Below are 19,538 nucleotides of genomic sequence, written 5' to 3' on the forward strand. Positions count from 1 at the left end.
CAAGCCTAGGTGATGACGCTGGGCGTGTCGCGCCCGGTTCTGGACTTGATGCCGGCCAGGGCATCGGCGATCCCGATAAGCGGCTCAAGGGCAAGCTGGGTGTCGAGATCATGGCGTCCATCGGCGGCCTCATAGCGCTCAAGGTAAAGCCGCAACGTGGCGCCCACGGTTCCGGTTCCTGAGAGCCTGAGCACAATCCGCGATCCATCGGTAAAGCCGATGCGGATACCCTGCCTGGCACTGGTCGAGCCATCGACCGGATCGTGATAGGTAAAGTCGTCAGCATAGGCGACCTGCAGGTCCTCGCCGAGGATCTTTCCCGGCAAGCCCGGCAATTGCGCCCGCAGATCCTCGACCAGCTTGCCGGCGATGGCCGCGTCGACCTCTTCATAGTCGTGCCGCGTATAGTAATTGCGGCCATAGGTCTTCCAGTGCTCGCGCACGATGGCATCGACGCTCTGCTTGCGCACAGCCAGGATGTTGAGCCACAGCAGTACCGCCCATAGTCCGTCTTTTTCGCGCACATGGTCCGAACCCGTGCCGGCGCTTTCCTCGCCACAAATGGTCACGCGCCCGGCATCGAGCAGATTGCCAAAGAACTTCCAGCCCGTCGGTGTCTCGTGCATCTCGATGCCGAGCTTTTCGGCCACCCTGTCGGCCGCGGCACTGGTCGGCATCGATCGGGCAATGCCCGCGATCCCCTTCTTGTAGCCGGGCGCCAGATGCGCATTGGCGGCCAGCAGCGCCAGCGAATCCGAGGGCGTGACGAACCGGTTCTTGCCGATGATGAGGTTGCGGTCCCCATCGCCATCCGAGGCGGCGCCAAAATCGGGGCCGTCGGCGGTCATCAAGAGGTCGTGCATGTCCTTGCAATAGACCAGGTTCGGGTCCGGGTGCCCATTGTTGAACGTGGGCGAGGGCACGCCATTGATGACGGTGCCCCTGGGCGCGCCGAGCAGCCCTTCGAGAATGGCATGGGCATAGGGCCCAGTGACCGCGTGCATGGCGTCGAACGTCATGCGGAAGCCGCCGGCAAACATGGCGCGGATGGCCTCGAAGTCGAACAGCGTCTGCATCAGGGCCGCATAATCGGCCACCGGATCGATCACCTCGACCACCATGTCACCGACCATCTGCGTACCGACGGTGTTGAGGTCGATGTCCGGCGTATCCAGCGTCTTGTAGCTGTCGATCACCTTGGTCCGCGCATAGACCGCGTCTGTAATTTTCTCCGGCGCCGGACCACCATTGGCGATATTGTATTTGATGCCGAAATCGCCGTCGGGCCCGCCCGGATTGTGACTAGCCGACAGGACCAAACCGCCGAACGCCTGGTTATGGCGGATGACGTGACTGGCTGCCGGTGTCGACAGAATGCCCCCCTGCCCGACCAGCACCTTGCCAAAGCCATTGGCCGCCGCGATGCGGATGGCTTTCTGGATCGCAACATCATTATAGAAGCGGCCATCGCCACCGATCACCAAGGTCTTGCCGGCAAAGCCCTCCAGGCTGTCGAAGATCGACTGGATGAAATTCTCGACATAGTTGGCCTGCTGGAACACAGGCACGCGCTTGCGCAGGCCGGACGTGCCGGGCTTCTGGTCAGCAAAGGGAGTGGTCTTAGTCACTTGCACTGTCATCTATCGAATATCCGATCAAGGCGGCATAAATCTGGGCATAGCGGGCGGCGCTGGCTTCCCAGCTCACATCCGACTTCATCCCGCGCCGCTGCATTTTCTTCCAGGACTTCTCATCGGCATAGAGCGCCAGGGTCCGCCTGATGGCGTCGGCGAGCGCCGTTTCGCTGGGCGGCGCAAACTGAACGCCGGTGGCAACTTCCGCCTGCAAAGCTGCCACATTGGCGTCGATCACGGTATCATTGAGCCCACCGACGCGGCTGACAAGCGGTATGCAGCCATAGCGCAAGGCGTAGAGCTGGGTCAGGCCGCAGGGCTCAAAGCGCGACGGCACCATCATCACATCGGCGCCGCCCTGCACCAGATGGCTGAGCTTTTCATTGTAGCCGGTGACAAGACCAACCTTGCCCGGATGCTCCATGGCAGCGCTGCGCACCGCATTTTCCAGCTCGGCATCACCCGAACCGAGCACGGCCAATTGCGCCCCCGCCGCGACCAGCAGGCCGATATTGGCCACCAGAAGATCGATGCCCTTTTGCCAGGTCAGGCGGCTGACCACGGCAAACAGAGGCCCGTCCGACGCGTCGAGCCCGAATGCTTCCTGCACGGCGCGCTTATTACCCTGCCGGGCCTGCATGGTGCTGGCCGTATAGTTTTGCGCCAGCGCAGGGTCGGTTGCGGGGTTCCAGGCGCCCATGTCGATGCCATTGAGCACGCCAAACACCGTATCCGAACGGTTGTTGAGCAGCCCTTCCAGACCCATGCCAAAGGCCGGGGTGCGGATTTCGCTGGCATAGGTGGGCGACACGGTGGTCACCACATCGGCACATTCGACACCGGCCTTGAGATAGCCGACGCCGCCGTAATATTCGACACCCTCGACCGAGAACGCATGCGCCGGCAGCCTGAGCTGTGGAAAGATTTCCGCCCCGAACGTGCCCTGGAACGCCATGTTATGGACCGTCATGACGGTCTTGAGGCTCGATGAGGGACCGAATTTGACATAGGCGGGCACGAGACCAGCCTGCCAGTCATGCGCGTGGATCAGTTGCGGGCGATAGCCCTCGACCAGACCATGACCCAGTTCGGCAGCGACCCAACTCAGCGCCGCGTAACGCTTCCAATTGTCCGGCCAGTCCCATCCTTCGGGGCCCATATAGGGATTGCCGGGACGTTCATAGAGCGCCGGCGCATCAAGCACGATGAGATCGAGCCCTTCCACCCGGCCGGCAATCAACCGCCCGGTGACCCCGAAGAGATCATCGAAACTGGCCACCTCGCGCCCACCGGTCATCTTGCCCATGACTGCCGGATAGCCGGGCACCAGCGTGCGCATGGTGACACCGGTTTCGTTCAGCGCGCCCGGCAGGGCACCGGCCACATCGGCCAGGCCCCCCGTCTTGATCAGCGGATAGAGCTCGGAGGTAACCGAGAGAACTTCGATCATCGATCCGCCAGATACTTGTTGACCATGGCCTGGGTGATCAGCGTCACGCCCTCATCGGAACGGCGGAACCACTTGGCGTCAAACTCGGGGTCTTCGCCCACCACCAGACCCTCTGGAATGCCCACGCCGCGGTCGATGACCACTTTCTTGAGCCGCGCGTTGCGACCGATGTCGCAATAGGGCAGCACCACCGCCTCTTCGAGCATGGAGTAGGAGTGGACGCGGCTGCCGGTTGAGAGCAGCGTACGCTGCAGATGCCCGCCCGAAATGATGCAGTCGCCCGACACCAGCGAATTGACGGCTGAGCCGCGCCGGCCATCGAAATCGTGCACGAACTTGGCCGGCGGCGTGATCTCGGCATAGGTCCAGATCGGCCAGTCGCGGTCGTAAAGATCGAGCTGCGGCTTGATATCGGTCAGGTCGATCGAGGCCTTCCAATAGGCGTCAATCGTGCCGACGTCGCGCCAATAGCTGACTTCCTCATTGCTCGAACGGACGCAGGAGCGCGGGAAGCGGTGTGCCCAGGCGGTGCCGTTCTTGACGATATAGGGAATGATGTCCTTGCCGAAATCGCGGTTGGAACCCTCTGTCGCCGCATCGCGGCGCAGCTGCTCCATCAGGAACCGGGTCTCGAACACATAAATGCCCATCGAGGCCAGCGCCATGTCCGGCTTGTCGGGAATGCCCGGCGGATCCTTGGGTTTTTCGACGAAATCGACCACCCGGTCGCGGCCATCGACATGCATCACGCCAAAGCCGGTCGCTTCCATGCGCGGCACTTCCAGGCACCCGATGGTGACGTCGGCGCCCGTGTCCACATGCTGGCGCAGCATGATTTCATAGTCCATCTTGTAGATGTGGTCGCCCGCCAGAATGACGATGTAGCGCGCACCCGAATCCTCGATGATGTCCATGTTCTGATAGACCGCATCGGCGGTACCGGCATACCACATGTCCTCGCGCACCCGCTGGCTGGCAGGCAGCACGTCGAAGCTTTCATTGCGTTCGGGACGCAGGAAGTTCCAGCCGCGCGACAGGTGGCGAATAAGGCTGTGCGCCTGATATTGCGTGGCCACCGAAATGCGGCGGATGCCCGAATTGATGGCATTGGAGAGCGCAAAGTCGATGATGCGCGATTTGCCGCCGAAATACACCGCCGGCTTGGCGCGCCGGTCGGTCAATTCCATCAGGCGTGTGCCACGCCCACCGGCCAGCACATAGGCCATGGCCTCGCGCGCCAGCGGCGATGGTACTCGATAGTCTGCCATTATAAGTCCCTCCGCTTATGCCCGGATATCACCGGGTCGTATCTCTACCGAACCGTCTCACGCCGGCTCGAATTTCAGAAACAGGGTTGCGAGCGGCGGCAGGTATAATTCTGCCTCCGCCGGCCAATGCTGCCCCTCAACAGCCTTGGCGATTACCGCGCCCTGGTTGCCGGTGTTGCCGCCCGAATACCAGCCGGCATCGGTATTGATCCGCTCGACCCAGCGCCCGGCCTTAGGCATGGGTACTTTGTAACCGCTGCGCGGCACCGGGGTGAAATTGGAAATGACCAGCACCGGATCGGCCCCAGGCGCCTTGCGCACCCAGGCCATCACCGAATTGGCCTGATCATTGCCGATCACCCACTCGAAGCCCTCCGGCTCGCAGTCCCGCTCGTAAAGCGCGGGCAAGCTGCGATAGGCCGCGTTGAGATCGGAGACCAACCGCCGCATGCCTTCATGGCTGGGCGCATCGAGCAGCCACCAGTCCAGCGACTTGCTTTCGCTCCATTCCTCGCGCTGCGCAAATTCCTGGCCCATGAACAACAGCTTCTTGCCCGGATGCCCCCACATGAAGGCGAGATAGGCGCGCAGATTGGCAAACTGCTGCCAGTCATCGCCCGGCATCTTGGAGATCAGCGCGCCCTTGCCGTGGACCACCTCATCGTGGCTGAGGGGCAGGACGAAGTTCTCGCTGAACGCATAGACCAGGCCGAAGGTCATGTCGTTGTGGTGGAACCGGCGATGGATCGCTTCGCGGCTCATGTACCGCAGCGTGTCGTTCATGAAGCCCATGTTCCACTTGAACCCGAACCCCAGCCCGCCGGCATAGGTCGGCGCGCTGACGCCCGACCAGGCCGTGGATTCCTCGGCAATCATGAAGGCGCCGGGAAAAGCCCGGTAGACCTCGGCATTGACCCGCTGCAGGAAGGCGACGGCCTCCAGGTTCTGATTGCCGCCATGCTTGTTCGGCACCCATTCGCCCGGCTGGCGCGAATAGTCGAGGTAGAGCATCGAGGCCACGGCATCGACCCGCAGCCCATCGATATGGAACTGCTCGAACCAGAACAGCGCGTTATTGGTAAGAAAGCCCGAAACTTCCTTGCGGCCGAAATTGTAGATCGCCGTGTTCCAGTCGGGGTGGAACCCCTGGCGCGGGTCTTCGTGCTCATAGAGCGCCGTGCCGTCGAAATGGGCGAGCCCGAATTCGTCGGTCGGGAAATGTGCCGGCACCCAGTCAAGGATCACCCCCAGCCCCGCCTCGTGGGCCGCATTGACCAGCCGCGCGAACCCGGCCGGGTCGCCAAATCGGGCCGTGGGCGCAAACAGGCCGGTCGGCTGATAACCCCAGCTCGGATCGAACGGATGCTCGGAGACCGGCAGGAATTCGAGATGGGTATAGCCCATGTCCGCCGCATAGGGGACGAGCTGCTCGGCGAGCTGGTCATAGCTCATGAAGCCGCCATCGGGCCGGCGGCGCCATGAGCCAAGGTGCACCTCGTAGATCGACATCGGCGTGCGGCGCCAATCCCGCGTGGCGCGCTCTTCCATGTATTTCTGGTCGGTCCAGGTGAAGGGCGTCGGATCGGGCACGACCGAGGCCGTGCGCGGACGCATTTCGGCCTGCCGGGCGAACGGATCGGCCTTGAGCGGCAGCACCTGCCCATTGGGGCCGACAATCTCGTATTTGTAGATCGTGCCGGTGCCCAGCACCGGGATGAACACTTCCCAGATGCCCTGGCGGTTGCGCATGGGATGGCGTCGCCCGTCCCACTCATTCCAGGGACCCACCACCGAAACGCGCTGCGCATTGGGAGCCCAGACGGCGAAATGCGTGCCGTGGATGCCCTCGAACTCCATCTCGTGGGCGCCCAGCTTGTCGAACAGCCGCAAGTGACTGCCCTCGCCGATGTAATAATCGTCCATCGGTCCCAGGACGGGGCCGAAGGAATAGGGATCGAACACGCTCCAGCTGCCGCCGGCGTTCCTGGCCTCGTAGCGTATCGGCTGGCGCGCCGAGATATTGACCTTGGCCTCGAAGAACCCAGCCGCATGGCGCGGGATCATGTGGCCAAGCAGCGTACCGTCGAGCGTGAAGGCGTTGAGCGTTTCGGCATGCGGAACAAAGGCTCGCAGCACCCAATGGCCCTCGACCTCATGCAGGCCGAGAAAGGCAAAGGCATTGCTGTGGCGACCTGCCACGATTGCCTCGACTTCCCGTCCATCGGCCTGCCAGATTTCCTTGCTCACGCTCACGCCCGCACTCCCCCACTGGCCCGCGACATGCACTGCGCCGACCCAACTACAAAACTGCGCACGGACCTGATCTTCTCGTCAGGGCGGCTCCGCGCGCGCTACAATCACGCCGTCGGCACGTCCCAGATTTCGCTCGCATATTGGCGGATCGTCCGATCCGACGAAAAGAACCCGACGCTGGCCGTGTTACGGATCGCCATGGCGGTCCAGCGCTTCTTGTCGCGCCAGATGGCATCCACCTTGCTCTGCGCCGCCGCATAGGCATCGAAATCCCGCGCCACCATGAACCAATCGTGGTCGTAAAGGCCGCCGATCAGATCGCGATAGCGGTGCGGGTCATCCGGCGAGAACACCCCCGAGGAAATGGATTCCAGCGCTTCGCGCAACCGCGGCGACTTGTCGATGGCGGCCCGCGGCACTTCCGAGCGACCACGCTTGTCCTCGACCTCTTCGGTGGTCAGACCGAAGATGACGATATTGTCGTCGCCCACTTCCTTGTGCATCTCGACATTGGCGCCATCCATCGTGCCGATGGTGATCGCGCCATTGGCCATGAACTTCATATTGCCCGTGCCCGAGGCTTCCATGCCCGCCGTCGAGATTTGCTCGGAAAGGTCGGCGGCCGGCACGATCACTTCGGCCAGGCTGACATTGTAATTGGGCAGGAACACCACCTTGAGCAGGCCCCGCACCGCCGGATCATTGTTGATCACCCGCGCCACGTCGTTGATCAGTTTGATGATCAGCTTGGCATTCCAATAGCTGGGCGCCGCCTTGCCAGCGAATATCTTCACCCGCGGCACCCATTCCTTTTCGGGATGGGCGCGGATTTCATCATAAAGCGCGACGGCGTGGATGATGTTGAGCAGCTGCCGCTTGTATTCGTGGATGCGCTTGATCTGCACGTCGAACATCGCCTCGGGCGACACGGTGATGTTCATCCGATCCTTGATCAGTTTGGCCAGGCGCTTCTTGTTGGTGAGCTTGACCTCGGCGAACTGCTTCTGGAAACCAGGGTCCTCGGCATGGGCGAGCAATTGGTGCAGCTTGTCGACATCGTCGAGGAAATCGGGCCCGATGCGGTCCGTCACGAGCTTGGTCAGCCCCGGATTACACTGCATCAACCAGCGCCGCGGCGTAATGCCATTGGTCTTGTTGTTGATGCGCTCGGGATAGAGCTTGTGGAGGTCCGCAAACACCGTCTGCTTCATCAGCTCAGTATGGAGCGCGGAAACACCGTTGATCGAGTGTGAGCCAACAAAGGCCAACTGGCCCATGCGCACCCGGCGCCCGCCATGCTCATCGATGAGGGATACAGCCGCCACCTGCTGATCGCTGAAGCCCTTCTTGCCCCGCGCTTCGGTGAGAATGTCAGCGTTGATCTGATAGACGATCTGCATATGGCGCGGCAGCAACCGCTCCAGCAGGGCCACCGGCCAGCTTTCCAGCGCCTCGGGCAGCAGCGTGTGATTGGTATAGCCAAAAGTGCCCTTGGCAATCTTCCAGGCCTTGGCCCATTTGATGCCGTTCTCGTCGACCAGGATGCGCATCAGCTCGGCTACCGAAATGGCGGGATGCGTGTCGTTGAGCTGGATGGCCACCTTTTCGGATAGCGAACCGAGATCGCCATATTGCTGCAGGTGGCGGCGCACGATGTCCTTGAGCGAGGCGGAGGAGAAGAAGAACTCCTGGCGCAACCGCAGTTCCTGGCCAGCCGCCGTCGAGTCGGCAGGATAAAGCACGCGGGTGATGGCTTCGGCCTTGGAGCTTTCCTCCAACGCGCCGATATGGTCGCCCGAGTTGAACTTATCGAGCAGGATCGGATCGATCGGCTGCGCGCTCCAGAGGCGCAGCGTGTTCACCCGGCTGCCCCGCCAACCGACGATAGGCGTATCATAGGCCACCGCCAGCAGGTGTTCGTTGGGGTGCCATTCCTGGCGCACGGTCCCATCCGGGTCTGTCACCGGCTCAACATGACCGCCGAAGCCGACCTCATAGGCGCTTTCGCGGCGCTCGAACTCCCAGGGATTGCCATGGGCGAGCCAGTCTTCGGGCAGTTCGACCTGCCAGCCTTCGCTCATTTCCTGCCGGAACAGGCCATGCACATAGCGAATGCCATAGCCATAGGCCGGGATCTTTACCGAGGACATGGATTCAAGGAAGCATGCCGCAAGGCGCCCAAGGCCGCCATTGCCCAGCGCTGCGTCGGGCTCAAGGGCAATCAGGTCACCCAGATCGACATTAAGGTTTTTCAGCGCCTCGGCCACCGGCTCCATCAGCCCGACATTGCTCATCGCGTCGCGCATCAGGCGGCCAATGAGAAACTCGAGGCTGAGGTAATAGACGCGCTTGTGCGACGTCCGCCAGGTCTCGCGGGAACTTTCCATCCAGCGATCCATGATGCGGTCGCGAACCGCCAGGATGGTGGCCTTCAGCCAGTCGTGTGGCCGGGCAACAATGGGGTCCTTGCCAACCGAATAGATCAGGTTTTCAAGGATTTCGGCCTGAAGGGCCTCAACTGTCGTCGCGCGGGGTTCGGGCGTGGGCGCATCGTAGACGATCGGCTTTTGCGGCATATCGCAATCCAGTGTTCATGACGATGTTCCCCTCAGAATGACTATAGTCTTGCACTTAATTTGTGCATGGGAAAGCCCCCCGGCACACCGTGCCCGACTAGCTGCCCTGCACGGGCTGCGCAGACCGGCTGGCCGCGGCCTCCGCGTCATCCTCATCCACCCTGACACCGCCTTCACGCGCCTGCTCGCGGGCATTGCTGATCAGCAATTGCCGCCCCACCCGCCAGTCATCGCCATTGAGTTGCAGGTCGAAGCGTTCGCTGTCGCGCTCGCGAACCCCCGCAATGACGTCCTCGATCTGTTGTTCGTCTGCGCCCAACATGCGGATCGCCTCGCCGCCGAACCCAAGCGCCGAATCGAACACTTCGCGCCGCTGGAAATCCACCCCTGCCCGGATCAGCTCGATGGCATGGACACGGTCAAAGGCTCGCGCCATGACCCGGGCCAGCGGGAACTCATCGCGCAGCAATTCCACGATGCGAGACGTTTGTTCCTTCTGGTCGGTGCACACCAGAATCAGATTGGCCGTACCGGCCCCGGCAGCACGCAGGATATCGAGTCGCGTGCCGTCGCCGTAGTAGACCTTGAAGCCTATCTGGGCGGCGGCGCGGATCATCTCGGTGTCATTGTCGATGATCGACACGGAATGGCGCAACGCCAGCAGCGGCTGGCTGGCGATCTGACCGAAGCGCCCGAACCCGATGATCAGCACCCGGCCCGACAGCCCTTCGGCCGTTTCCACGCCGTCCATAGATTGCGCAGCCCTGGGCATCAGGTAGCGCATGCCGATGATGGCGAAGGGCGTGATCACCATCGAGATGATGACAGTGGCCGTGAAAATGGCATTGGTCGGCCCGTCGATCAGCCCGCTCGCAGCAGCCGTGGTGTAGAGCACAAAGGCAAATTCGCCACCCTGCCCCATCAGGACCGCCCGCTCCAGCGCCTCGCCATGACCCGATTTGAGCACCCGCGCGATGACATAGATCGCAGCGGCCTTGACCAGCATATAGGCCACGACGCTTAGAGCGATGATCTGCCAGTTCTCGCCCACGACGCCAAGGTCGAGCGACATGCCAACGGCCAGAAAGAACAGCCCGAGCAAGAGCCCCCGGAACGGCTCCACATCGGCTTCGAGCTGATGCTTGAAGGTCGAGGTGGAGAGCAAAACGCCGGCCAGGAACGCGCCCATGGCCATCGACAGTCCGCTGACCTGGAACAGCAGAGCCGCACCCAGCACCACCAGCAGCGCCGCCGCGGTCATCACCTCGCGCACCCGCGCCTGCGCCAGGAGAGAAAAGAACGGGTTCATCACCCGGCGCCCCAAAATGATCAGCAGCAATATGGCGCCTACGGCAATGCCCAGCGACACAAGCCGGGTGAGCATGCTGACATCGTCGGTGGACGGTGCCAGCAGCGCCACAACGGCCAACAGCGGCACGATGGCGAGGTCTTCGAGCAGCAGGATCGACACCATCTTCTGCCCGCCCTCGGTGGCCAGTTCGCCGCGCTCTCCCAGGATCTGCATGACGATGGCCGTCGAGGTCAGCACGAAACCCATGCCGAAGACAAAGGCGACGAGGGGCGCAAAGCCGAGAAGCACGCCGACACCGGTCAGCAATGCACCACAGGTCGCGACCTGAATGATACCCAGCCCGAATATCTGCTTGCGCAGAGCCCAGAGCCGGCTGGGTTCCATCTCCAGCCCGATGATGAAGAGGAACAATACGACGCCCAGCTCAGCCGCGGCGAGCACCGAGGCCGGATCGGAAATCAAACCAATGCCCGATGGGCCAAGCAGCAGTCCGGCGGCCAGATAGCCCAGCACCGATCCAAGCCCGATGCGCCGAAAAATCGGCACCGCAATGGTGCCTGCCGCAAGCAGCGCCACGACCGGTACGAGATCGACACCGTGTTGGGCCGCCTCCGCCGCATGCGCCAAAACTTCGCCCGCCATTCATTCGCCCCTGTATTGCACAGAAGCGACACTGGTGCCCACGGCGGGCTCCGTCAAGCCGACAGCGCTGTGCCCTGGCGATCAGGTTGTGCCCGGCTCAATCCCGGTGGGGCCGGTGCCCTGCGGCGGCTCTTCGCGCTTCGGCTTGAGGCCTTCCTCCTCTTCATCCTCGCGCTGTTCGCGAATGACCTGCGCCGCATTGGCCAGCAGTTCGTCCCGGTCTGTCATTCGGGCCGTGCGCCGCACAGGGCGGCGCGGCATGACCGGGCGGCTAGGCAGCGCATGGGTGAGCAAGGATTGGGCAATCAGCAGCGTCGGAACCGCCACCAGCCCGCCCACCGGCCCCCAGGCCCAAATCCAGAAGGTGATGGAAAGGAAGATGATGAAGGGATTGAGGGTGAGCGAACGGCCGATGAAATGCGGCGTGAAAATCTGCCCTTCGACGAAATTGATCCCCGCATAACAGGCGACCGGCAGCAAGATATTGAACAACTCGGTCTGTGTGCCCAGGCCTACGGCCAGCAATACCGTGACCATGATCGCCTGGCCGACATAGGGAATATAGTTGAGCACCGCTGCCATGGCGCCCCAGAGCAGTGGCGATGGCATGCCGATGAGCCACATCGCCAACGACACCGCCGAGCCCACGCCCAGGTTGATCACCGTCACCGACAGCAGGAAACGGCTGACCTTATATTCGACCTCGCGGAAGACGTGCGCCGTGCGCCAGCGCATCCGCCGCGTCACGCACATCGAGAGCACTGACATGCGAATGTGGTCGCGGGTGGCGACGAAGAAATAGAGACTGGCGAGGAAAATCGCTACCTGGGCGAGAACCGCCGGAGCCAGCATCGCCATGCCGGTCACCGTGCTGCCATCCTCGACCGTCACCGACATGGCGTCGCCCGTACCCAGCACGGTGCCGACTTGCTCCTGGAAATCACCCAGAGATTCGAGTGGTTCCTTGAGGGTCGCGAGCTGGGATTGCAGTTTTTCCCAGATCAGCGGGCCCCGCGCGACCCATTCGCTCAACGGTACCGCGAAAAGTATCGCAAAGCCGGCGATGACTGCGAGGAGAAGCAGCACCACCACACCCGCCGAAAGGGCCGGCGGCACGCCCCAGCTCTCCACCCGGTCGGCCACCGGGCCGAACATCAGGCCCACGACAATGGCCAGGGTCACGGGCGCCAGAAATACCTGCCCGCCCTGCAACATCACTAACAGCACGGCAAAGCCGATGCCGACCATGGCCAGCCGTGCCGCATTGTTCAGCACCCGCTCAAACTGGCTCTCGTTGAAGTCGGCCGCAGCAGCACCGGCAGGTCGTTTAGGCATTTGCGGATCCATATGTTTGGCGGTGATCGGAAACGCCCCGATCACAGCTTTCGTTCCGCTGCGACTGCTTGGTCTGTCGACCCGGTGAGACGGCTTGGATAAGCTCGCCTGGAAACGTTCACTCGAGTCTCCTGGAAGCTCCATGTCCCGCAAGATCATCATTGATACCGACCCCGGCCAGGACGATGCCGTGGCGATCCTTCTCGCCCTGGCTTCGCCCGCCGAACTGGACGTCCTGGGCGTCGTTGCGGTGGCCGGCAATGTAGGCCTCCACCACAATGCCAATAACGCCCGTAAAGTCGTCGAACTGTCGGGCCGCACCGATGTGCCGGTCTATGCCGGCTGCTCGCGCCCGATGCGCCGCCACCTGGTCACGGCCGAGCATGTGCATGGCGACACTGGCCTGAATGGCCCCGACCTGCCCGAACCGACCATCCCGTTGCAGGCCCAGCATGGCGTCGATTTCATCATCGAGACGCTGATGAATGCCGAGCCCAAGACCATAACGCTCTGTACCCTGGGTCCGCTGACCAATATTGCCATGGCGCTGGTCAAGCAGCCGGCAATCGCTGAGCGCATCCAGGAAATCGTCATGATGGGTGGCGCCTATTTCGAGGTGGGCAACATTACCCCCGCCGCCGAATTCAACATCTATGTCGATCCCGAGGCCGCCGATGTGGTGATGCGCTGCGGCGCGCCGATCATAATCCAGTCGCTCGACGTCACCCACATGATCCAGTCGACCCCGGCGCGGCTCGATGCGATCCGGGCGCTGGGCAACCGCACCGGCGAGGCTGTCCACGCCATGCTGACCTTCTCGGAAACATTCGATCTCGAAAAATACGGCTGGGAAGGCGCCCCCCTGCACGATCCCACCGTCATCGCCTATCTGCTGCAACCCGACCTGTTCGAGGGTCGGCATTGCAATGTCACAATCGAGACGGCCAGCGAGCTGACCGTGGGCATGACGGTGGTGGACTATTGGCATGTCACGGGCCGCGCCTATAACGCGCAGTGGCTGCGCACCGGCGATGCCGAGGGCTTCTACAAACTGCTGACTGAACGTCTCGCTCGCCTGCCATAGGTCCTTCATCCGCCCCGGGGCACCGGCTACCCCCTCTCCCCGCGTGGGAGGGGGATCGCGAGAAGCGTAATACAGGTAAGGGAGCGTCAGCGCGTTCTGGCGAGCACCTGCACCCTACCCGTTCACAAGGTAAAACGCGGTCCCGCAAACCGCGATGAACACCACGATGGCGATCGCCAGCCGGGTCACTCCACCCATGCCCATGGTGCCCAGCACGGCACGCTCGGCCGGACCGCTCCCCTGGTCATCCAGGCTTGGTCTCTTGGCGGGATCGTGAAATTCCACATTGGGTTTATCGGTGTTGGCCATGGTTTCCTGCCTTTCGTCCGAAGAACGAAGGGGCAGACTTTCGGTTGCCCTAGCCCAGCCTCACGTCTCGCGTCACCCCGATATTGTCGAGGAACGTACGGTCGTGGCTGATCACCAGCAGCGCGCCGTCATAGGCCCTCAATCCGGCCTCGACCACTTCCACCGCCTCGATGTCGAGATGATTGGTCGGCTCGTCGAGCACCACCAGCATGGGCGGCGTCTTGCCGCCGAGCACGCAGGCCAGCCCCGCACGCAGCATCTCGCCGCCGCTGAGTGTGCCCACTGTCTGCAACGCGGCGTCGTTGCGGAATTTGAATGCGGCCAGCACCGATCGGCAGTCGTTGATCGAGCTTTGCGGGTTGAGCCGCCGGAAATTGTCTACGATGGATTGATCCCGGTCGAGCAGGCCCACCTGCTGGTCCAGTAATGCCATAGGCCCGCCAATCTGCACGTCACCGGCCAGAGGCTCCAGCACCCCGGTGAGAAGCTTGAGCAGCGTCGTCTTGCCCACCCCATTCGGCCCGCTGATCGCCACCCGCTCCGGCCCGATCAGGTCGAACGAGAACTTGTCGATCAAGGGATGTTCGGGATCATAGCCGCCGGTGAGGTCCGAAGCGCGCAGCACCACCTTGCCCGTTGGCAGACCGCTCGGCGCCAGTTTCAAAGCAAAGGGCGTCAACACTTCGATCTTGGCGCGCGCTTCCGCCGCCTGAACCTGTGCCGTATCAGCCTGTTTTTCGGCCAACCGGTTGAGCCCGCCCGCAGTTTCTTCAGCGCGCCGCTTGAGGCCGCCGAGGAGAATTTTAGGCGCACCACCTTTGGCGGCCTTGCGACGCCCTCCAGCGTCACGCCGCGCCTGCCTTTCGCGGGCCTCCTGGGCGGCCCTCTCCGCATCCCGCACCTGCCGTTCGGCGATATTGAAATCATGCTGCACCGCAGCCAGTTCCAGCGCCTTGCGTTCCCGATACTGGCTCCAGTTGCCGCCATAGCTGGTGGCACCCAGCCCCGTCAGTTCCACAATGGCGTCCATGGTATCGAGCAGGTCGCGATCATGGCTGATGACAATGGCTGCGCCGCGCCAGCCCGCCAGCAGCTGCGTCACCGCTTCCCGCCCTTCGGCGTCGAGGTTATTGGTCGGCTCATCCAGCAGTATGAGGTCAGGCGCGCCAAACACCAGCGCTGCCAGCGCCGCCCTGGTGCGCTGTCCACCGGACAGGCTCATGAGCAGGGTCTCGGGCCCGACATCGAGCGCCAATGCGTCCAGAGCCGCATCAAGACGCGACTCCAGCGTCCAGTCGGCCTCTGCGATCTCGTCGGCCGTGGCCCTTCCTGCCGTCGCACGCTCCAGCAGTGCGAGACCCGCACGCAGATCGAACAGGTCGGCAATGGTTTCCGCCGGGCCAGGCTGCACTTGCTGGCGCAGCACCCCGATGCGTCCCGACACGCTGATCGTGCCAGCCGTGGGCGCCAATTCACCGGTGATCAGGCGCAGCAGCGTCGTCTTGCCCACACCATTGCGGCCGACAAGCCCGGTGCGCCCGGTGCCGAAGCTCAGGTCAAGATTGGAAAAAAGGGTTTGGCCGCTAGGGCCGGAATAGGTCAGTCGCGAGAGCGTCACGGAAGGCATGGTTCGTCAAATCCTCAAGGGCAAGGCAGGTCGGCATTGCTGTGAGGGTGCGATCCATGGGAACCGTCCGGTCGGGTTGCGATGGCCCGAAAATAGTCATGTGCGCGCCAGGGTCAAGCGCGGGCTGGCAAATCTCAAAGCCGAGGCGTAGTGTCCGCGCGCCCTGTTGCCCGGATGCCTCGCCATGGATCTCTTCACCCTCGCCACCTTCACCATCGCCTATGCCATTGCCGTGCTGGTGCCCGGCCCCGGCGTGGCCGCGGTCGTCGCGCGCGCCCTTGGCGGCGGCTTCAAGGGCGCCTTCCCCATGGTGCTGGGTATTCTCGCTGGTGACCTGGTCTACTTTTTCTTCGCGGTTTTCGGCCTTGCCGCCATCGCAACCTGGTTCGGCCCGGTCTTCACCATCGTACGTTGGGCCGGTGCGGCCTATCTGCTCTATATCGCCTACAAATTCTGGACCGCCCGCCCCGGCTCCGAGCAGATGAAGCCCAAGAACGAAGACCCATGGCGGACTTTCCTCGCCGGATTTTCGCTGACCATGGGCAATCCCAAGACCATCGTCTTCTATCTCGCCATTCTCCCCACGGTGGTGCCACTGGGCGAGATGAACCCGCTGGCCTTTGTCGAGCTGACCGCCATCGTGGTCGTGGTGCTGATGATCATCGGCTGCGGCTATGCCTGGCTGGCTTCGGCGGCGCGTGAAATGTTCCGCAGCGAAAAAGCGCTCGGCCGTCTCAACAAGACCGCCGGGGCCATGATGGCCGGTGCCGCCGGCCTGGTCGTGATGCAGCATTAGCCGTTAGCACTTCGCTAACCATTTAACCCAGGGTTAACCATAATCGGCGAAGCTTTCGCCATGGCCTACGGCGATACCAAGATCAACCGATACAATATGCATCAGCTCTCTCCCTATGAGCGGATCCAGTATCAGCGCGAGCGCCGGGCCGCCGCCGCCGAGATTGCCCAGAAAAACGCCAACATGGCCAATAGCTTCGCCTCGATCCAGGCCAACAATACCGTCGAGATGGGTAACCTCATCTCCAAGATGGCCATGCAGCGCATCTCCAAGACGGCGTAGGACCAATCGACACGATACCTCGTCACCGAGGCTCAAGGAGAGCCCCGATGATCTATTGCCGCGCATCTTCACGCTGCGCTTAACGCCTCGTCAGCATTTCCGGCGCAGATTCCAGGCATGTCCATGTCCGGTAAAATAACGCGCTTCAACATGCACGAACTCTCATCCTATGACCGGATGCAGTTTCTGCGCGGGCGTCGAGCCGAGGCACTGGCAGCCGCCCAAAAGAGCATGAATCTGGCGAACAGTTTCGCCAGGATCCAGAACAATCAGTCCGTGGAAATCGGCAACCTGATTTCCCGCGTGGCCATGCAGCGCATCTCCAAGCGCGTCTAGGGCTGTTTCGGCCCGACCCGCTTCAGCAAAACGGAAAGCTCCGCCGGCGGCTTCTGCTCGATCCGGCGATAGGTCCGCCCATCGGCCGTGCGCGTCACATAGCCCATGTCCACCAAAGCCCGCCGCAATAGCGCATGATCACCAAAGCTCGCCCAGGCGTTGAGCAGCTCGGTATTCTCCCGGTCGGCATAATCCCGCCCCGGCTCCAGCCGCGACCACAGCGCCCACAGGCACAGCGGCTGCAGACTGTTTTTCGACGGCCAGCGCATCAGAACGCCATCGGCATCGAAGTGCCGGCTGACCTTTTCCACCAATGTCAGGTCGACTGGATCAACCGGCGGCGCATCCTCGCTCACGGCCTTAAAATGCTGATAGTTCCGAAACCCGGCTGACCGGGCCAGCATGTTGAGCATGTCAACATGGCTCGGAGTTTCGACCAATGCGGCGATCTGCTCGCGCAGCCCTTTGGCAAACGCGGACAAATCGGTGATGTGCAGGGAATGGATTTGTCTCGACATGGCTCATCCTCGAGCGTGCCCGCACCCGCTCATTAAGCGGTGTCACTGGTTGCCGACTTGCGACGGGGCACCGGGGTGAGGTGCGTGTCGAAATCATCTCTGAGCAGGTTTAGCTTCCCAATTGGGACGGCAACGCCTCGGTGAACTGCAGACCGTGGCTTGCTCTTAGGCCGCCCAAATCTGGAAAGCAAGATGCAGGGTCATTGCCCATGCAGGCGGGGGTCTGCGCCCACTTTCCATACGTCTCTCACTCCACCGTCACCGATTTGGCCAGATTGCGCGGCTGGTCGACATCGGCGCCGAGTTGAACCGCCGTGTGATAGGCGAGCAATTGGATCGCCACTGCCGCCACAATGGGCGCGATGAAGGGGTGAACCTGGGGCATGACAATGATCTCTGCGGCCATGGCGCCGTGGGTCTCGGCTCCCTGCGCATCGGTGATCAGTATGATACGGCCACCCCGCGCGCACACCTCCTGCATGTTCGAGATGGTCTTCTCCGTCAGCTCATCGGAAGGGGCGATGACAATGACTGGGATCGTCTCGTCCACCAGTGCAATCGGCCCATGCTTGAGTTCGCCCGCCGCATAGCCTTCCGAATGGATATAGGAAATCTCCTTGAGCTTGAGTGCCCCTTCCAGCGCAATCGGAAACAGCGAGCCGCGCCCAAGGAACAACGCATTGCGCGCCTTGGTCAGCCTTCGCGCGATTTCGGCGATATCCGGTTCGGCGCGCAGGGCCTCCGCCAAAGCGCCGGGCAGGCGATTGAGCGCTTCGATCAGCGCTTCCACATCCGCGCCGGACAGCACACCGCGTGCGCGACCGGCCACCAGCGACAGGCACGCCAACGTGGTCAACTGGGTCGTGAAGGCCTTGGTGGATGCCACGCCGATCTCCGGCCCGCAGCGCAGCGGAAAGACAGAACCGGACTCCCGTGCAATCGTGGATTCCTCAACATTGACGACGCTGGCGATGTGCTGGCCATTGTCCGCGCAATAGGGCAGGGCCGCGAGCGTATCCGCCGTTTCGCCAGACTGCGAGATGAACATGGCCAGCCCATTTGGTTCCAGCGGCGGCTGGCGATAGCGGAACTCGGAGGCAACGTCGATATCGACGGGTAGCCGGGCGTACCGCTCAAACCAGTATTTTCCCACGGCCCCGGCGAGATAGGCCGTGCCACAGGCCGAAACAGTCAGCCGGGGCAGCGCTGCGAAGTCAAATGAAAGTGGTGTATGGACGGCCAGGGTCCCGGCGCCCCGATCAATGAACTGGCCCACGACCCGTGACACCGCATCGGGTTGCTCATGAATTTCCTTGAGCATGAAATGCCGATAGGGGCCCTTCTCAACGATATTGGACGAGGCATTGCTCAGGTGAACCACGCGGTTCACCGAAGCGCCCGCCCGGCTGCGAATATCGGCGCTTTCGGGCGTGACGACGGCCCAGTCGCCCTCCTCGAGATAAGTCACCTTGTCGGTAAACAGCGACAGGGCCAGGGCATCGGAGCCGAGGAACATTTCGCCGGCACCATAACCAATGGCCAGCGGCGATCCCTGACGCGCGGCGACCAGCAGATGGTCCTCGCCATGAAACAGGAAGACCAGCGCAAACGCGCCCTGGAGACGACTGACACTGGCCTGCACCGCCGCGACCGGCGCCAGTCCAAGATCCATCCATCGGGTAACCATCAAGGCCACGACTTCGCTGTCGGTCTGGGTCGTCGGCATGTAGCCGTCCACCGCGAGCTCGACCAGCAAGGAGCGATAGTTTTCGATGATGCCATTGTGGACCACCGCAACGCGTGGCGTGGCATGGGGGTGGGCATTGGTTTCGGTGGCAGCGCCATGGGTTGCCCACCGCGTGTGCCCGATGCCGGTCAGCCCTTCCAAAGGTTCAAGGCTGAGCCGATTGGCCAGATTGACCAGCTTTCCCGGCGCCCGCCGCCGCTGGATAGTGCCATGATCCAGGGTGGCAATCCCGGCACTGTCATAGCCGCGGTACTCAAGGCGCGCCAAGGCGCTCACCAGACGATCGGCAACCGGTTCGCGACCAGCAATTCCAATGATCCCACACATACCGGCCTCTCCAGTCGCACTGAATTCTGAGGTCTTCAGCCT

The 19,538-nt window shown here is 62.5% G+C and carries 15 protein-coding genes; 4 read left to right on the forward strand and 11 right to left on the reverse strand.

Annotation, left to right across the window (positions count from 1 at the left end; translation table 11 throughout):
* Nucleotides 1-5: 5 nt before the first annotated feature.
* The 7 genes from NIM87_RS09360 to NIM87_RS09390 form a co-directional block, all read right to left on the reverse strand.
* Complete coding sequence (locus NIM87_RS09360; protein WP_254674396.1) at nt 6-1,640, reverse strand: alpha-D-glucose phosphate-specific phosphoglucomutase; 1,635 nt, start codon at nt 1,638-1,640, stop codon at nt 6-8.
* Nucleotides 1,621-3,081 carry a glycogen synthase GlgA gene (gene glgA, locus NIM87_RS09365; protein ID WP_254674798.1) on the reverse strand — a complete coding sequence of 487 codons (1,461 nt, stop codon included), beginning with the start codon at nt 3,079-3,081 and terminating at the stop codon, nt 1,621-1,623. Before glgA ends, NIM87_RS09360 begins: the two co-directional genes overlap by 20 nt.
* Nucleotides 3,081-4,352 (reverse strand): glucose-1-phosphate adenylyltransferase, encoded by a 1,272-nt coding sequence (gene glgC / locus NIM87_RS09370; protein ID WP_254674397.1) that lies wholly within the window; start codon nt 4,350-4,352, stop codon nt 3,081-3,083. The genes glgA and glgC overlap by 1 nt, the downstream gene beginning before the upstream one ends.
* 57 nt (nt 4,353-4,409) lie before the next feature.
* Nucleotides 4,410-6,605 carry a 1,4-alpha-glucan branching protein GlgB gene (glgB, locus tag NIM87_RS09375; RefSeq protein WP_254674398.1) on the reverse strand — a complete coding sequence of 732 codons (2,196 nt, stop codon included), beginning with the start codon at nt 6,603-6,605 and terminating at the stop codon, nt 4,410-4,412.
* Between the two features lie 104 nt (nt 6,606-6,709).
* Nucleotides 6,710-9,181 carry a glycogen/starch/alpha-glucan phosphorylase gene (locus NIM87_RS09380; protein WP_254674399.1) on the reverse strand — a complete coding sequence of 824 codons (2,472 nt, stop codon included), beginning with the start codon at nt 9,179-9,181 and terminating at the stop codon, nt 6,710-6,712.
* A 97-nt stretch (nt 9,182-9,278) separates the two neighbouring features.
* Entirely contained in the window at nt 9,279-11,135 is a 1,857-nt protein-coding gene (locus NIM87_RS09385; protein WP_254674400.1) for a monovalent cation:proton antiporter-2 (CPA2) family protein, read from the reverse strand.
* 81 nt (nt 11,136-11,216) lie between these two features.
* Nucleotides 11,217-12,470: an AI-2E family transporter gene (locus tag NIM87_RS09390; RefSeq protein ID WP_254674401.1), complete on the reverse strand. Its 1,254-nt coding sequence runs from the start codon at nt 12,468-12,470 to the stop codon at nt 11,217-11,219.
* A gap of 142 nt (nt 12,471-12,612) precedes the next feature.
* On the opposite strand from NIM87_RS09390, the gene NIM87_RS09395 reads away from it, so the two are divergent.
* The gene (locus tag NIM87_RS09395) at nt 12,613-13,554 is read left to right on the forward strand and encodes a nucleoside hydrolase (RefSeq protein WP_254674402.1); all 942 of its coding nucleotides are present in this window, start codon (nt 12,613-12,615) and stop codon (nt 13,552-13,554) included.
* Nucleotides 13,555-13,668: 114 nt separating this feature from the next.
* On the opposite strand, the gene NIM87_RS09400 is transcribed toward NIM87_RS09395, so the two are convergent.
* Together NIM87_RS09400 and NIM87_RS09405 are read right to left on the reverse strand one after the other, a co-directional pair.
* Nucleotides 13,669-13,863 carry a hypothetical protein gene (locus NIM87_RS09400; protein ID WP_254674403.1) on the reverse strand — a complete coding sequence of 65 codons (195 nt, stop codon included), beginning with the start codon at nt 13,861-13,863 and terminating at the stop codon, nt 13,669-13,671.
* 49 nt (nt 13,864-13,912) lie between these two features.
* Entirely contained in the window at nt 13,913-15,490 is a 1,578-nt protein-coding gene (locus NIM87_RS09405; protein WP_254674404.1) for an ABC-F family ATP-binding cassette domain-containing protein, read from the reverse strand.
* Nucleotides 15,491-15,674: 184 nt separating this feature from the next.
* On the opposite strand from NIM87_RS09405, the gene NIM87_RS09410 reads away from it, so the two are divergent.
* The 3 genes from NIM87_RS09410 (at nt 15,675) to NIM87_RS09420 (ending at nt 16,904) form a co-directional block, all read left to right on the forward strand.
* Nucleotides 15,675-16,286, forward strand: coding sequence for a LysE family translocator (locus tag NIM87_RS09410; protein ID WP_254674405.1), 612 nt, complete (start codon nt 15,675-15,677; stop codon nt 16,284-16,286).
* 60 nt (nt 16,287-16,346) lie between these two features.
* Complete coding sequence (locus tag NIM87_RS09415) at nt 16,347-16,568, forward strand: hypothetical protein (protein ID WP_254674406.1); 222 nt, start codon at nt 16,347-16,349, stop codon at nt 16,566-16,568.
* A gap of 123 nt (nt 16,569-16,691) precedes the next feature.
* Nucleotides 16,692-16,904, forward strand: coding sequence for a hypothetical protein (locus NIM87_RS09420; protein WP_254674407.1), 213 nt, complete (start codon nt 16,692-16,694; stop codon nt 16,902-16,904).
* Here NIM87_RS09420 and NIM87_RS09425 read toward each other — a convergent pair.
* Entirely contained in the window at nt 16,901-17,422 is a 522-nt protein-coding gene (locus NIM87_RS09425) for a DUF2087 domain-containing protein (protein WP_254674408.1), read from the reverse strand. The two genes, NIM87_RS09420 and NIM87_RS09425, sit on opposite strands and share 4 nt — an antisense overlap.
* Before the next feature lie 247 nt (nt 17,423-17,669).
* Entirely contained in the window at nt 17,670-19,496 is a 1,827-nt protein-coding gene (gene glmS, locus NIM87_RS09430; RefSeq protein ID WP_254674409.1) for a glutamine--fructose-6-phosphate transaminase (isomerizing), read from the reverse strand.
* Nucleotides 19,497-19,538: the final 42 nt, after the last annotated feature.

Source organism: Devosia ureilytica (assembly GCF_024273195.1).
Taxonomy (GTDB): Bacteria; Pseudomonadota; Alphaproteobacteria; order Rhizobiales; family Devosiaceae; genus Devosia; species Devosia ureilytica.

Coding starts and splice junctions, on each gene's coding strand:
- NIM87_RS09380 (WP_254674399.1), bottom strand. CDS start 9,181: ATGCCGCAAAAGCCGATCGTCTACGATGCGCCCACGCCCGAACCCCGC.
- glgC (WP_254674397.1), bottom strand. CDS start 4,352: ATGGCAGACTATCGAGTACCATCGCCGCTGGCGCGCGAGGCCATGGCC.
- NIM87_RS09420 (WP_254674407.1), top strand. CDS start 16,692: ATGTCCGGTAAAATAACGCGCTTCAACATGCACGAACTCTCATCCTAT.
- NIM87_RS09400 (WP_254674403.1), bottom strand. CDS start 13,863: ATGGCCAACACCGATAAACCCAATGTGGAATTTCACGATCCCGCCAAG.
- NIM87_RS09425 (WP_254674408.1), bottom strand. CDS start 17,422: ATGTCGAGACAAATCCATTCCCTGCACATCACCGATTTGTCCGCGTTT.
- NIM87_RS09390 (WP_254674401.1), bottom strand. CDS start 12,470: ATGCCTAAACGACCTGCCGGTGCTGCTGCGGCCGACTTCAACGAGAGC.
- NIM87_RS09405 (WP_254674404.1), bottom strand. CDS start 15,490: ATGCCTTCCGTGACGCTCTCGCGACTGACCTATTCCGGCCCTAGCGGC.
- NIM87_RS09385 (WP_254674400.1), bottom strand. CDS start 11,135: ATGGCGGGCGAAGTTTTGGCGCATGCGGCGGAGGCGGCCCAACACGGT.
- NIM87_RS09415 (WP_254674406.1), top strand. CDS start 16,347: ATGGCCTACGGCGATACCAAGATCAACCGATACAATATGCATCAGCTC.
- NIM87_RS09395 (WP_254674402.1), top strand. CDS start 12,613: ATGTCCCGCAAGATCATCATTGATACCGACCCCGGCCAGGACGATGCC.
- NIM87_RS09360 (WP_254674396.1), bottom strand. CDS start 1,640: ATGACAGTGCAAGTGACTAAGACCACTCCCTTTGCTGACCAGAAGCCC.
- glmS (WP_254674409.1), bottom strand. CDS start 19,496: ATGTGTGGGATCATTGGAATTGCTGGTCGCGAACCGGTTGCCGATCGT.
- NIM87_RS09410 (WP_254674405.1), top strand. CDS start 15,675: ATGGATCTCTTCACCCTCGCCACCTTCACCATCGCCTATGCCATTGCC.